This window comes from Moraxella bovoculi 237, from assembly GCF_000696305.2.
Classification (GTDB): Bacteria; Pseudomonadota; Gammaproteobacteria; order Pseudomonadales; family Moraxellaceae; genus Moraxella; species Moraxella bovoculi.
Window position 1 is genome coordinate 1 of sequence record NZ_AOMT01000028.1, and the last position, 12,690, is coordinate 12,690.

A 12,690-nucleotide genomic window follows, 5' to 3' on the forward strand; every position below is an offset into this window, starting at 1 on the left:
AGCTTCCGAGCGGTTTTTTTGTTTATATCTAAGCCAGTCGATGACAGTCAAAAATGGGCATGCTTTGGCGGATTTTGGTTTGCTCGTCTTTATCAAATGTCGCAAAGACAGCCAAATAATCGCCTTGAATGTCACTCATCTGTGTATCAGCGATCACCTTGCCGTGTGCGTTGGTTATGAGTGCGTGACCCCAAGTCTGACGAGTGTTACCACCAATGCGATGCGTGCCGCCTTGAGTGCTGCCGATCACCATGCATTGACTGTCTAGGGCGCGCGCTTGTAGCAGAAGCTGCCAATGCGCTTCGCCTGTCTTATGGGTAAAGGCGGCCGGTACGGTGATGATGTCTGCGCCCATCTGTCTTAGACGCTGAGCCATCGCAGGGAAACGAACATCAAAGCAGATCATCATCCCAAGCTGTATGGTCTGCCCATGAATATACAGTGGTGTCACCACAAGTTGATCACCAGCCTCGAAGGTCTTACCTTCATCATAGCTGCCTGTGCTGTCATTGACTGTCGCGCGAAACAGGTGAATCTTATCATAGCGGGCGATTTGCTCGCCTGATGGGCTGAACACTAGGCTGGTCTGTCGGTATTTGCCCTGTGGGACAGCTGTGCCATCTGCGCGTGTGGCGCATGGTAGTGTGCCTGCCACGATGTGCACGCCATGTGATTTGGCAAGCTCCGACAGGTGGCGACTGACCTCATCGAATCGCGCTGCCAGTTCGCCTTGTCGCCCCATGACGCACATATTTTCTGGTAAGACGATGACGTCAGCTAAAGAGACGGTCTCTGCGACCGCACGCGTGATGATGTCAAGATTAGCATCGATGTCGGTTTGGCTGTTTAGCTGTATGGCTGCAATTCTTATGCTCATGGTGGTATTTTTCTTAATCAGGAATTAGCCACCACCGACAGCTTGAACAACTTCAATGTTCATGCCTTGGGTGATGGGTGTGTCGGCGAGGCGTGATTTTGGTACTAGACTGCCATCGATTTCTACGGCGAATCTGCCTTGAGTGAGTTCAAGACTCTCTAGCAGGGCAAGCACATTGCTCTGATCGGTGCTGATGGCGTCGCCATTTAGGGTGATGTTTAACATATAATTAAGTTGTAATATGGATTTTTGATTATTTGATGACTTTTGGTTTTGTGGTGGTTTACGCCTTTACAAACGTGCCAAAGACCAAAACCAACCAGCCAAAGATCATGAGCGTTCCGCCAATCGGCGTTATCATGCCAAGCCATTTGGGTGCGCCAAGAGCCATGGCATATAGCGTACCGCTGAAGATCGCAATACCTGCTTGAATAAGATAAGCAGGCAGCGTAATGCGGTATTGACTAACCGCATTAAGCACGCCAATGGCAAGCAATCCAAGCGCGTGAATAAATAGATAAAGCGTGGCCGTATCCCAAATTTCAAGCTCATAAGCGCCTGCGAAGCCTTGCAATCCATGCGCACCGAAAGCACCAAGACCGACACCGATGGCGAGATTTAAGGCGGAAATTTTCAACCAAGTCATGAATCATTTACCCCGGAGCAGTCATCAATTGTTCAGCATTGAACTGTCTAGCGTCATTGCATCACGAATCTTATCCATGGCGTTCTTTTCGATCTGGCGGACACGTTCAGCAGAGATATTATAGACTGCAGCCAGATCATGCAGGGTGGATTTTTGATCGGCGAGCCAACGCTGTGTGATGATGTCGCGTGAACGCTCGTCCAGCTCGTCCATTGCTTCTTTTAGCGCACTGGTGGTGTTCTCTTCCCAGTCCGCCTCTTCAACCACGTCGGCAGGGTCGACGGCATCTTCTAAGAACAGCTGCGGTGCGTAACGACCTTCGTCTTCATCAGAATCCTGCATTTCAAAGGAAGCATCGTAGCTCGTCAAGCGGCTCTCCATTTCTAGCACTTGCTTGACGGTGACATTGAGATCACGTGCGATGGCTCCTGCTTCCTCTAGAGTAAGCTGATTGCTTGATTTTTTAAGGCTTCTTAGGTTGAAGAATAGCTTACGGTGCGCTTTGGTGGTTGCGACTTTGACGATACGCCAGTTTTTGATGACGAATTCGTGAATTTCCGCCTTAATCCAATGCACAGCAAAGCTCACTAAGCGCACGCCTTTGCTTGGGTCGAAGCGCTTAACCGCTTTCATCAGACCTAGGTTGCCTTCTTGGATTAGATCGGCTTGTGACAATCCATAACCTGAATAACTGCGCGCGATATGGATGACAAATCGTAAATGGCTCATGACCAGCAGGCGAGCCGCCTCAACATCGCCATCATGATAATAACGTTCGGCGAGTTGTTTTTCTTCTTCAGGAGTTAAGATGGGAATCTGATGCACGGTATTGATATAAGCGCCCAAATTAACTCCAGGGGCTGCCAGATGCGTGGGCATGGCAGGCACGAGGTCACGCGTTGCAACTTCGTATTCTGGTGTTACTTTATTGTCATCGTGATCGATGATGGTGCGTGTAGGTTTGGGCTTAGCGACAGGCTCAAAATCGCTGTCATAATCATCCAATTCCCCGATGTCATCCATGTCATCGACTTCATGAAAACCTTCACCGAGCGCCTCTTCGTCCATCTCATAACTATCTTCATAGTCATCGTAGGCGTCGTCTTGGTAATCATCACCAAAGCCGCCATAGTCGTCTTGATAACCGTCGTTGTAGTTCTTTGTCATTGTCGTCTTTTTGGTTTAAATTTTAGTTCTATTGTAAGGCGTAAGACGCCTAAACGCTAGCCTTTTTTGCACCAATTTTTGTGATGATAAAGTGAAAACAGTTTTCTGTATTGTGTACGTCCCCGCTTTGCCAAGTTTGAACATCCATGTGGTTTTTTTGGCAAAATGCGATAAGGTCAGTTTGGGAATTTTTATCGCTAGCGACGAGATAAAGGCTTTCGCCATCTGCCACCGAACGCAGGGCAATTTTTGCTTTTAATAATGGCATGGGGCAGGGCATGCCGCGCGCATCAAAAAATGCGCTAATGGTCGCATCTTCTGCATTTTTAATATTATCATGGATAAATTCTAGTGTCGGGGCGTCTAATTGTTTGATAAGAGTAGGGCAAAGAGTTGGCATGTCAATTCATTCATCTAAACTATAAAACATCTGCTTAATATTTGGTCGGTGTTGTATTTTACAAGCCAAAACGAACGAATGCCCATAAAATTCGGTAAGTATTGAGCAAATAATATCAGCTTGATTGCAACGTGATTTAGTTTTATAGTAGGGGTGTTTATGATGGTTGGATAATAATATGATAAAAAAGACAGTAATTGCAGCGGCATTAATATTATCCACGCAGGCGATTGCGGATGGTGCTGTGCGCGTCAATGGATCGGCCCAGAGCCTAAGAGTACCGAATCTAAGCGCAGGCGTAGGATTTAATGAGCAGTATCATAACCGCCAAGTTGCCCTATGGTCGCTACAGCAGATTAATGCGAACATGCCGCTCATCGATGACCCATGGTCGGTGCAGGTACTATATGCGATGACTGCTCAGATGAATGCATTGGTGCGGGCTCATCCCATCATTGCTGTACCACTCATCAATGATAATAACATCAATGCATTCGCTGTGCCGGGCGGTGTCATTGGCATGAATACAGGCACGGTGCTGGCGGCAGGCGGCCTAGACGAGGTGGCGAGTGTGCTGGCGCATGAAGTAGCGCACCTAAGTCAGCGTCATTATGAACATCGCTTAGATAATGCCAAAAAGCTCATGGCGATACAGTTGGGAGGACTTATTGCGGCATTGGCAGCAAGTGCTGCTAGAGGGGATGCTGTGCTTGCTGTCATGGCAGGATCCCAGACGGCGAGTGCAGAGAATGCCGCCGCGCACAGCCGAGAGCATGAGCGAGAGGCGGATAGGGTGGGGCAGCAGATTCTATCTGAAGCTGGATATGATGCGCGTGCCATGCCAAGATTCTTTAATCAGCTTTATAGACAAGTATCTTTAAATCAATCAAAAAACGCCTTCTCGCCCAGCTTTATGCAGTCGCATCCATTTACGATGGAGCGACTCTCTGAAGCCAGCGCGCGTGCAGCAAATTATCCACGTGTGGCGATGAGCGAGAAGCAGGTTCAAGATAAGCTCTTTGATGAGCTTTATTGGCGCTTAAAATATCTATCAAAACAGGCAACTAAAGCTGACTTAACCGCGAACGCCAACCAGAGCGATGGCGCACGGCTCGCCCTTGTCATGCATCTGACAGATCACCATGAATATCAGGCGGCGCAGAGAGTGTTTGAACAAGGGGGTTTTGGCGAGTACGATGTATTACCAAGTATCGTACAGGCGCATTTGCACACCGCTCAGCATCACTATGATAAGGCAGTATCCGCCTTAAGTCTGATTCATAATATCTATCCTGAGCGGCGAGATCTAAGGCTGCATCTGGCGCATAATCTGATTCATGATGGTCAAATCGCTGAAGCGCTTGCGTTGATTCAGAGCCTAACTCATCAAAACCTGCATGATGTGCAGGCTTGGCAATTGATCAGACAGGCATATGAACAAAAGGCGCTTACAGATGCTGACGCTCGCACTAGGGATATATCTACCATTTATGCGCTACAGGCGCGATCGCAGGTAGAGTTATGGACTGGCAAATATCAAGGCGCGCTACAGTCGAATGCTCAGGCGATTAAGGTTGCTCAGAACCATCAGGATCTAAGTGCGCTCATCGGTATGCTTGATAAGGACAAAGAGGTCATATTAACCGCACGCGATTTTAAACCCAAATAATAACTAAAGACTCATGATAATCATGAGTCTTTATTGATTGATCTTACAAGGTGTGATTAGTCGGTCAGCGCTTTTTTGACAAGTCCTGACATCACGGCAGGGTCGGCTTGTCCTGCGGTCTTGTCTTTGACGGCATTCATCACGCGCCCCATGTCCTTCATGCCAGACGCACCAAGCTCACTGATGGTCTCATTGATGATGGCAAGGATTTTGTCATCAGATAACTGCTCAGGCAGAAATGCAGAAATCACGTCAATCTCAAACTGCTCTTTTTGCGCCAAATCATCACGTCCATTGGCGGTGTAAATGCCTAGAGATTCTTGACGTTGTTTGATTTGCTTTTGTAAGATTGCCAATACATCTTTATCATTAAGCTCAGTCTGTCCGTCAATCTCGACTTGCTTGATGACGGCTTGGACGTTGCGCAGTACTTTGACTTGCTCCATGTTTTTGGCTTTCATAGCAGTCTTGATGCTGTCGGTTAAGGTTGCTTTTAAGGTCATGTTTGTCTCCGGTTTTCTTTAGTTTACAGGATTATCCCAAGTTATTTGCTTAATTCAAGCAGTCTATCATAAACTGCGCTTTTTTTAATACCCAATACATCCGCCACGATTGCACTTGCTTTTTTTGGTGGTAATTCTTTGGCAATGGCAAGTAGCCATTCATCATAATCCGCTTTTTGTTCTTTTTGGGTATTACCTGCCACAACCAGCACAATCTCGCCACGTTGTTGGTTGGGGTCATTCTTTACAAATTCTAATAAATCAGCCAGCGGTAATTTTTTTATCGTCTCAAAGGTTTTGCTAATTTCACGGCACAACGTGGCTTCTCGTTCACCGCCAAACACGTCCGCCATGTCGGATAGGCAGTCTGTGATGCGGTGCGGTGCTTCATAAAAAATCAGCGTCTCAGTATGAGCTTGATGCGCCTTTAAAGTCTCTATCCGCCCATGTTGTTTGGCAGGCAAAAACCCCACAAAACTAAACTTATCAGACGGCAAACCCGCCACAGACAACGCCCCGATGACCGCACACGCCCCGACAATCGGCACAACGGTGATGCTCTCATCATGGCACGCCTTCACCAGTCGATAACCAGGGTCAGAGATAAGCGGTGTGCCAGCGTCCGAGATAAGAGCAACCGACTGTCCGCCTTGTAATCGCTCGACAAGCCGTGCCGTCTGTGTGTCGGCATTATGCTCATGATAGGCGGTGGTGGGCGTGGATATATTAAAAAAACTTAATAATTTGGAACTTGTGCGAGTATCTTCGCAGGCGATCACGTCCACAGATTTTAGGGTGTCAATCGCCCTTGCCGTCATGTCGTTTAGATTGCCAATGGGGGTGGCAACGATATATAAAATGCCTGTCATTTTTGCCTTTTTAATTTAAATAATGAGTGTTAATTTTATTTGGGCGAATGTGATTTTCCCCTACAATAATTCACAAATTTTTAATTATCATTATTTAATTCTGTATTCTCCGATTTATCATTTTCTAAATTTATATTTTCTAAATCTACATTATCCAAATTCAAATCCTCGCCCAAATGCAACCAATTGCCCAATACATCCGCCAATTCATCAAGCCCTTCTTTATTTAATGCCGAAAATAACTGAATAGAAAATGGTAAATCCAGCGTTTGCAATTGTTTTTTGGTTTGTAGTAGAGCGGTTTTTTGAGCCCCGCGTTTTAATTTATCCGCTTTGGTTAATAGCACATGAACAGGCAAGTCGCCGTCCTTTGCCCAATGAAGCATTTGTTCATCAAAATACTTCAACGGGTGGCGAATGTCGGTGAGCAGAATCAATCCCGTCAGACTTTCACGATGAACGAGGTAATTTTCAAGCTCTTTTTGCCATTTGATTTTCATCGCTTCTGGCACTTGGGCATAGCCATACCCTGGCAAATCCACGATACGGCTATGCTCTGAGCCGACATTAAAAAAGTTAATCATCTGCGTTCGCCCTGGGGTTTTGGACGAGCGGGCGAGCTGTTTTTGGTGGGTGATGGTGTTGATGGCGGACGATTTACCTGCGTTTGACCGCCCTGCAAACGCCACTTCAAAGCCTGTATCAGGCGGGCAGAGTTTTAGGGTGGGGGCAGAGAGCGAAAAGGCAGTTTGGCGAATGATTTTTTGGTAGTCGGTGGTGGTCATGGTGTCAAATATAACTGCTAATAATGATAAAATAGTGTATCATGAAAGCCGTAAAATAGCGATAATAAAGGCGTAGATGTGTCTTTAAAACCCATAATTAAAGGCCTGCAAATCATCACTGGGCTAGTTGTTGCTAGCCTATTCTGGTGGCAGATGTGGCAAGGCAGTCCCTACAAAATACCTTATACTTATAAGAATTGGGACGAGTTGCAACAACGTTATACGATATTGATGACGGATATTTTGGCGAGCGAGATGCAACCTGACGACATACAGATTTATAACCGTCAAGGCGGTACTGTTTATCGTCAAGCTATTTATCATCGTTATGACCAAGCAATGATTGACCGCATTGCACAAAATGCCATTAATCAAGGGTGGGAGCCTATGCCGAGCGATTTTTATCGCAATGCAGTATTTCATGCGTGCAAAGACGAGATTGGTTTGGTGATGTTATCAGATGCCAAACTTTATGTTCGGACGTATTGGCATAAGACAGGAACTTGTGAACGATTATTCACAAAAACCCAGCCCGATAATAACTCTCAATCCTAATAGTTACCAAATTCGCCTTGAAACTTGGCAAAAAACTCGCATAATATGCCATAGATATCCTAATTGAGAGTGGTTATGTTAAAGTTATTTAAAATTGGTCTGACCGGTCTAATTCTTGCCGCTGTAACCGTAAGCCATGCCGATATCGCTGATAATTATAATAAGACTTGTGGCACATGCCATGATAGCGGCGCGCTAAACGCTCCAAAAAAAGGCGATGTGGCTACTTGGAATAAGCTAAAATCCGAAAAAGGCATGAGTGCACTTGTCAAATCCACCAGACAAGGCATGCCAAGAATGCCTGCGATGGGCTTATGCCAAAAATGCACCAATGACGACTTCGAACAATTAATCGACTACATGGCGAAATAGTCAATCCTATTGGTTGGCTAAGATTTTTATCGATGGATTGGTAAAATAAGCTAAATTTCATCGAAATTATAAAATTTATGGATAATTTGGCGGATATTTTTATAAAAAAACAAAAAAATGAAAAAAATGTTACCAAAACCACAATTTTTGTAGGAAAATTTAGTGAAGTCTTGCTATAATAGCAGCCATCCTAGAAAAGTATTTTTCTTGAAGCCATATTAGTATTTTATTTTTGAGTTATTTTGAACAAAACCCAAGACTTGGGATGATTCCCAGCAGTTAGTAGGAAATTGTTATGAAACCTGCCAATAAAGCCACTTTCGCCAAACTTGTTCTTGCTGCAGGCTTTGGTATTGCCAGCATGACCGCTAGCGCAGTTACTGTACCAAGCTATGACATCGAAGCAGGCAAAAAAATCGTTGATGCCAACTGTGCTGCTTGTCACGGTGCTAACGGTGTTTCGGTTGCACCAGCTCAGCCAAACCTTGGTGGTCAGAACATCAAATATCTATATAAGCAACTGGTTGATTTTAAGACCAAAGCACGTCGTAACGGTGTTATGGAAGCACAGCTTGTGGGTCTAACTCAGCAAGATTTGGCTGATGTGGCAGGTTATTATGCTGCACAAACACCATGGACACCGGGTTATGGCAATAAGGCAACCTACGCTGCTGCTCAAAAACTATACCTAGGTGGTGATAAGAGCCGTGGCATCATCCCATGTGCAGGCTGTCACGATCCTAAAGGTGCTGGTAACGAATGGGCTGCATTCCCACGTCTAGGAGGTCAGCACGCAACTTACCTAGCCACTCAGCTGAAGATGTTCCGTGCTGCAGGCCGTGAAGATGAAGGTGTTATGGCGGAGCAAGTGCGTACTAATGACAGCGCCAAAAAAGGCGAAAAAGGTATGATGCAGATGGTTGCAGCCAAACTGTCTGACAAAGACATCAAGATTCTATCTGAATTCTTGTCAGCGGTTCACTAATCATATCGCATAACAAAAAGCCCCTTAGTGGGGTTTTTTGCTGCCTGCTGATTTCTTGTTTATGATACAATACAGCAGTTAAAGACAAACCCATCTTAAGGTAGAACCATGTTTCATAGATATACCGTCTTTTTTGTGGCGTGCGCATTGCCGCTGTTGTTTGCACAGCAATTAGCACCGAATATGGCTCGCGAACTGGATTTTTGGTTGATGTGGGGGATTGCCATGACGCTTGTCGGGTTGCCCATCCTATTTGCAGAATTCGCCTTATCAGCGCGCAGCGCAGATGCGCCATGGCTTGGCATGCAGAAACTGACGCGTGAGGCGGATGTGTCTGTGGTTTGGCGTGTGTTTGCAGGCCTGTCTGTGTTGGTGTCTATCTTAATTGCTGCTAACATCACGTTGCGTGTGGCGATGGGCTTTGAAGCGCAGCTGCCAAATATTGCTCAGAATATTGGTGTGCCAAGCATGGGCATGAGTGCTGTCTTGATGGTGGTTGTGCTTATTTTAAGCTTACTAAGAGCAAAGCTTCTACCTGTCGGGTTGCTGCTTATTTTTACAGGTTCTTTGATTTCTTTATTCGATGGTGGGCTGACCAGTGGCGTGAGTGTGCCTGTATTAACAGAAGTGACCCTCGGAGAGTGGGGGCGTGCCGTGTTGCTTGCGCTGTTGTCTGTGGGTGTGGGCACAGGTCTTTATTGGTTTGGCAGTCAAGGCACGGCCAGCCAAGTCATGCAAGCAAAAAAATCCTTAACAGGACTGATCTTGCCAATATGGTTCACTCAGCTGATTTTTGGATCGCTGGCACTGCTGGTGGGCAGTTCGATGGTGACGCCACTATCGTTTGCAGTAACTGGCGTAGGCATGCTGTTGATTGCTGCGTTCTTGCTGTCTTATGCAGGGCTTCAGCTGGTGGCGCGTTTTGGTCTGCTATTTGGTAGTTTGATCTTACTCGTGCTTGCAGTGTTATTTAGTCCTTTGCCTTCTGGCGTGTTGTTGATTGCATTGGCGGTGATTAGTCTGGTGGCGGTGTTCGTTCTTGCTGTGTTTGCAGGATTTGTGATGAAAATTAGCCATTTGCGCAAGACGCTGAACTTTGGCAGCGAGGCGCGCTATAATATCTGGCGTGTGTTGGTGCGCATCCTTGTGCCGATCGTGCTGATCTCTGCGCTTGTTGGTCTGTTGATTGAGTATTTGACGTGATTGATATTGCCATTGCTTATGTGGCGCTTGATGGTAAGCAGTATTATGAGGAGCTTAGCGTGCCTGATGGCACAACCATTTATCAAGCGATTGAGAGAAGCGGGTGGTTTGAGCTGCCTGAACTGGCTGATTTTAAGGTGTGGTGTGCCAATAACCATACGCAAAATCCCAATCATCGGGCATGGTATGTGGGCATCTACAGCCAAAAACAAAAGCTTGATGCCATCGTGCAGCAAGGCGATCGTATTGAGATTTATCGATCATTGTCGCATGACCCAATGTCAAGGCGCAAAAACCGCTCAAAATCACTCATGAAGTGTAAATCACCTAAGATGTAAGGGTAATAAAAAAGCACGCAATGATTTGCGTGCTTTTTTGTGTTTTAGAATTTACAATTATTTTTTGGCAGGCAAGCTGTCGCGCCCATCGATGCGCACCACGCGACCATTCTCAAAATAAACGCTCATGTATTGGCTGGCGTTCTTAACGTTTGGTTTGCCTTGGCGCTTACCGTCTGTACCTGCGGTGTAATCATAAATATAATCCCAACGGTTTGGGTTTAGTGTATCGCGCACCGCAGGACTACCTGCTAAATACAGTACCTGATCGGCGGTCATGCCCACTTGCAGCTGTGCAGCTTTTTCTTGGGTGATGGGTGTACCTTGAGGTAGATCAATGGTATAAACGCGAAAAATACCACAGCCGGACAATGCCAAAACCGATGATAGACTTAGGATTGCTAGAATGTTTTTCATGATGTTGTCTCTATAATGCTTTCTTTTAATGACACTAAAAGTATAAAATTTTTAACATATTAAACGCAACTCATCAAATATGCAAGTTTTTATTGCTTAAGACGGTCTTTGTTCTGTTGGTCAAGCAATAAGCATTCAGGATTAATTTGGTTTAATTAATATGAAAGTTGAGTTATTTTATTGGGAATTTGACATTTTTGGGGTGTAATTTTAATAAAAATATGATAAAGTATGCTTAAATATAATTGTAATTGATTATCATATGATAATTGCAAAGTTGTCGACATTTGATAAAATCAATCATTAAAAGGGTTTGATTATGGCATTTACTAACAAAGATCTACGAAAAGCAGGGCTTAAAGTCACACTTCCACGCATTAAGATTCTTGAGTTGCTTGAGACAGCTGAGCATCATCATATGAGTGCTGAAGATGTGTATCGTGCCTTGGCATCTCAAGGCGAGGATGTAGGCTTGGCGACCGTTTATCGCGTATTGACGCAGTTTGAGCAGGCGGGCATTGTTGAACGTCATAACTTTGAGAATAACTTATCGGTATTTGAAATCGTTCAAGAAGATCATCACGACCATCTGGTGTGTGATGTGTGCGGTAAGATTGTCGAGTTTAACAATCAGGTCATCGAAGATGAGCAGTTCCGCGTCGCAGAAGAGCATGGCTTTCAGCTGTCAGCACATTCTTTGGTGTTGCACGGCGTGTGCAGTGACAAAGAATGTCAAAAAACTTTAGAGAATTAAAGTACCGCCCTTAGTGCGATTTTAATTCATTCTAAAAGTATTGAAATTTCATAAAAACAGCTTGATGTTATCGAGCTGTTTTTTTATTGACGATTAGCTAAGCCAGATGTCTTTGGTGATTGCTTTGGCGGCGTCGATATTGATCAAGCCGTGCTCGATGAGATGTCTTAGACTGTGTTCTAAGCTGACCATGCCATCGACTGCACCTGTTTGGATGGTTGAACGCATTTGTGCAGTTTTATTTTCGCGTATCAGGTTTCTAATGGCGGGTGTGGCGATCATGATTTCGTGCGCAGCGATGCGTCCGCCATTTACCTTGGGTATCAGCGTCTGGGCGATGATGGCTTGTAGGGATTCAGACAACATGGCGCGAACCATGTTCTTCTCATGTGAATCAAAGACATCAATAATGCGATCGATCGCCTTAGTAGCGCTATTGGTGTGTAGGGTGGACAGTACCAAGTGGCCTGTCTCGGCAGCGCGTAGAGCAAGTCGAATACTCTTTAAATCACGCAATTCTCCGATTAATATCACGTCAGGATCTTCACGCAAGGCAGACTTTAGTGCGTGATCAAAGCTGTGTGTGTCGCGATGTACTTCGCGCTGATTGATGAGCGAGCACTTGGAATGATGGATGAACTCAATCGGATCTTCGATGGTTAAAATGTGTGCGGCGCGTGTCTCATTGATGTGATCGATCATGGCAGCAAGTGTTGTGGATTTGCCCGACCCTGTTGCGCCTGTGACGAGAATTAGGCCTTGGCGTAGGGCGCATAACTGCTTAAAGGTATCGCCAAGATTCAGCGATGACATGGTTGGTATCTGGCTGGGGATGATGCGAAAAACCGCTGCCACACCACGATTTTGGAAAAATATATTCGCGCGGAATCTTGATAATTCTTTGATTTCAAAAGAAAAATCAATTTCTTTGTGTTCTGCTAATTGTTCTAGCTGATCATCACTCATGTGCACACCCAGCATGGCGATGATATCGTCATGCGATAAAGGCAGCATGCTCACCGAAGTCATGCTGCCATCAATACGCAGGTAGGGCATCTCGCCTGTGGATAGGTGTAGGTCTGATGCGCCAGATTGTATGGCGTAGGCGAGCAGCGTCGACAAAGTGGGTGCGTTCATAGGTGTTTAGATT

General features: G+C 45.5%; 17 protein-coding genes. 7 read left to right on the forward strand and 10 right to left on the reverse strand.

The genetic code is table 11. From position 1 onward, the window contains the following. Positions 1–28 precede the first annotated feature (28 nt). The 5 genes from MBO_RS07815 to MBO_RS07835 form a co-directional block, all read right to left on the reverse strand. Entirely contained in the window at positions 29–877 is an 849-nt protein-coding gene (locus tag MBO_RS07815; RefSeq protein ID WP_036366473.1) for a carbon-nitrogen hydrolase family protein, read from the reverse strand. Positions 878–901: 24 nt separating this feature from the next. Further along, positions 902–1,102 carry a sulfur carrier protein ThiS gene (gene thiS / locus MBO_RS07820; protein ID WP_036366474.1) on the reverse strand — a complete coding sequence of 67 codons (201 nt, stop codon included), beginning with the start codon at positions 1,100–1,102 and terminating at the stop codon, positions 902–904. A gap of 58 nt (positions 1,103–1,160) precedes the next feature. Beyond that, positions 1,161–1,523 (reverse strand): DUF423 domain-containing protein, encoded by a 363-nt coding sequence (locus MBO_RS07825; protein WP_036366476.1) that lies wholly within the window; start codon positions 1,521–1,523, stop codon positions 1,161–1,163. A 24-nt stretch (positions 1,524–1,547) separates the two neighbouring features. Next, the gene (gene rpoH, locus MBO_RS07830; protein WP_197972003.1) at positions 1,548–2,402 is read right to left on the reverse strand and encodes an RNA polymerase sigma factor RpoH; all 855 of its coding nucleotides are present in this window, start codon (positions 2,400–2,402) and stop codon (positions 1,548–1,550) included. Between the two features lie 337 nt (positions 2,403–2,739). After that, positions 2,740–3,090 (reverse strand): sulfurtransferase TusA family protein, encoded by a 351-nt coding sequence (locus tag MBO_RS07835; protein WP_052585385.1) that lies wholly within the window; start codon positions 3,088–3,090, stop codon positions 2,740–2,742. A 178-nt stretch (positions 3,091–3,268) separates the two neighbouring features. Between MBO_RS07835 and MBO_RS07840 the strand changes: the two genes are divergently transcribed. Then, positions 3,269–4,759 (forward strand): M48 family metalloprotease, encoded by a 1,491-nt coding sequence (locus MBO_RS07840; protein ID WP_052585386.1) that lies wholly within the window; start codon positions 3,269–3,271, stop codon positions 4,757–4,759. A 56-nt stretch (positions 4,760–4,815) separates the two neighbouring features. Here MBO_RS07840 and MBO_RS07845 read toward each other — a convergent pair whose 3' ends face one another. From MBO_RS07845 to yihA, 3 genes are all read right to left on the reverse strand, one after another. Continuing rightward, positions 4,816–5,262, reverse strand: a complete 447-nt coding sequence (locus tag MBO_RS07845; RefSeq protein WP_036366480.1) for a GatB/YqeY domain-containing protein — start codon at positions 5,260–5,262, stop codon at positions 4,816–4,818. Positions 5,263–5,303: 41 nt separating this feature from the next. Next, positions 5,304–6,131, reverse strand: coding sequence for a 16S rRNA (cytidine(1402)-2'-O)-methyltransferase (rsmI, locus tag MBO_RS07850; RefSeq protein WP_036366482.1), 828 nt, complete (start codon positions 6,129–6,131; stop codon positions 5,304–5,306). Between the two features lie 80 nt (positions 6,132–6,211). Further along, positions 6,212–6,916, reverse strand: a complete 705-nt coding sequence (gene yihA, locus MBO_RS07855; RefSeq protein ID WP_080702234.1) for a ribosome biogenesis GTP-binding protein YihA/YsxC — start codon at positions 6,914–6,916, stop codon at positions 6,212–6,214. Positions 6,917–6,994: 78 nt separating this feature from the next. Here yihA and MBO_RS07860 point away from each other — a divergent pair, with 78 nt between their 5' ends. The 5 genes from MBO_RS07860 (at position 6,995) to MBO_RS07880 (ending at position 10,369) form a co-directional block, all read left to right on the forward strand. Beyond that, on the forward strand, positions 6,995–7,471 hold the full coding sequence (locus tag MBO_RS07860) for a hypothetical protein (protein WP_036366484.1): 477 nt from the start codon (positions 6,995–6,997) through the stop codon (positions 7,469–7,471). Positions 7,472–7,546: 75 nt separating this feature from the next. Next, positions 7,547–7,843: a c-type cytochrome gene (locus MBO_RS07865; RefSeq protein ID WP_036366485.1), complete on the forward strand. Its 297-nt coding sequence runs from the start codon at positions 7,547–7,549 to the stop codon at positions 7,841–7,843. Between the two features lie 295 nt (positions 7,844–8,138). Next, entirely contained in the window at positions 8,139–8,828 is a 690-nt protein-coding gene (locus tag MBO_RS07870) for a c-type cytochrome (protein ID WP_036366487.1), read from the forward strand. A gap of 108 nt (positions 8,829–8,936) precedes the next feature. Next, positions 8,937–10,031 carry a hypothetical protein gene (locus MBO_RS07875; RefSeq protein WP_036366489.1) on the forward strand — a complete coding sequence of 365 codons (1,095 nt, stop codon included), beginning with the start codon at positions 8,937–8,939 and terminating at the stop codon, positions 10,029–10,031. Continuing rightward, entirely contained in the window at positions 10,028–10,369 is a 342-nt protein-coding gene (locus MBO_RS07880) for an RnfH family protein (protein WP_227712705.1), read from the forward strand. Before MBO_RS07875 ends, MBO_RS07880 begins: the two co-directional genes overlap by 4 nt. Positions 10,370–10,426: 57 nt before the next feature. Here MBO_RS07880 and MBO_RS07885 read toward each other — a convergent pair whose 3' ends face one another. Beyond that, a complete protein-coding gene (locus MBO_RS07885; protein ID WP_036366490.1) occupies positions 10,427–10,786 on the reverse strand; it encodes an outer membrane protein assembly factor BamE in 360 nt (119 codons plus the stop codon). Positions 10,787–11,105: 319 nt separating this feature from the next. Between MBO_RS07885 and fur the strand changes: the two genes are divergently transcribed. Then, complete coding sequence (gene fur / locus MBO_RS07890) at positions 11,106–11,540, forward strand: ferric iron uptake transcriptional regulator (RefSeq protein ID WP_036366493.1); 435 nt, start codon at positions 11,106–11,108, stop codon at positions 11,538–11,540. A gap of 93 nt (positions 11,541–11,633) precedes the next feature. On the opposite strand, the gene MBO_RS07895 is transcribed toward fur, so the two are convergent. Continuing rightward, complete coding sequence (locus MBO_RS07895; RefSeq protein WP_036366495.1) at positions 11,634–12,677, reverse strand: type IV pilus twitching motility protein PilT; 1,044 nt, start codon at positions 12,675–12,677, stop codon at positions 11,634–11,636. Positions 12,678–12,690: the final 13 nt, after the last annotated feature.

Excerpts from the sequence above, each read along its gene's own strand:
- MBO_RS07815 (WP_036366473.1), bottom strand. The coding sequence starts at position 877 with ATGAGCATAAGAATTGCAGCCATACAGCTAAACAGCCAAACCGACATC.
- thiS (WP_036366474.1), bottom strand. The coding sequence starts at position 1,102 with ATGTTAAACATCACCCTAAATGGCGACGCCATCAGCACCGATCAGAGC.
- MBO_RS07825 (WP_036366476.1), bottom strand. The coding sequence starts at position 1,523 with ATGACTTGGTTGAAAATTTCCGCCTTAAATCTCGCCATCGGTGTCGGT.
- rpoH (WP_197972003.1), bottom strand. The coding sequence starts at position 2,402 with ATGCCCACGCATCTGGCAGCCCCTGGAGTTAATTTGGGCGCTTATATC.
- MBO_RS07835 (WP_052585385.1), bottom strand. The coding sequence starts at position 3,090 with ATGCCAACTCTTTGCCCTACTCTTATCAAACAATTAGACGCCCCGACA.
- MBO_RS07840 (WP_052585386.1), top strand. The coding sequence starts at position 3,269 with ATGATAAAAAAGACAGTAATTGCAGCGGCATTAATATTATCCACGCAG.
- MBO_RS07845 (WP_036366480.1), bottom strand. The coding sequence starts at position 5,262 with ATGACCTTAAAAGCAACCTTAACCGACAGCATCAAGACTGCTATGAAA.
- rsmI (WP_036366482.1), bottom strand. The coding sequence starts at position 6,131 with ATGACAGGCATTTTATATATCGTTGCCACCCCCATTGGCAATCTAAAC.
- yihA (WP_080702234.1), bottom strand. The coding sequence starts at position 6,916 with ATGACCACCACCGACTACCAAAAAATCATTCGCCAAACTGCCTTTTCG.
- MBO_RS07865 (WP_036366485.1), top strand. The coding sequence starts at position 7,547 with ATGTTAAAGTTATTTAAAATTGGTCTGACCGGTCTAATTCTTGCCGCT.
- MBO_RS07870 (WP_036366487.1), top strand. The coding sequence starts at position 8,139 with ATGAAACCTGCCAATAAAGCCACTTTCGCCAAACTTGTTCTTGCTGCA.
- MBO_RS07875 (WP_036366489.1), top strand. The coding sequence starts at position 8,937 with ATGTTTCATAGATATACCGTCTTTTTTGTGGCGTGCGCATTGCCGCTG.
- MBO_RS07885 (WP_036366490.1), bottom strand. The coding sequence starts at position 10,786 with ATGAAAAACATTCTAGCAATCCTAAGTCTATCATCGGTTTTGGCATTG.
- fur (WP_036366493.1), top strand. The coding sequence starts at position 11,106 with ATGGCATTTACTAACAAAGATCTACGAAAAGCAGGGCTTAAAGTCACA.
- MBO_RS07895 (WP_036366495.1), bottom strand. The coding sequence starts at position 12,677 with ATGAACGCACCCACTTTGTCGACGCTGCTCGCCTACGCCATACAATCT.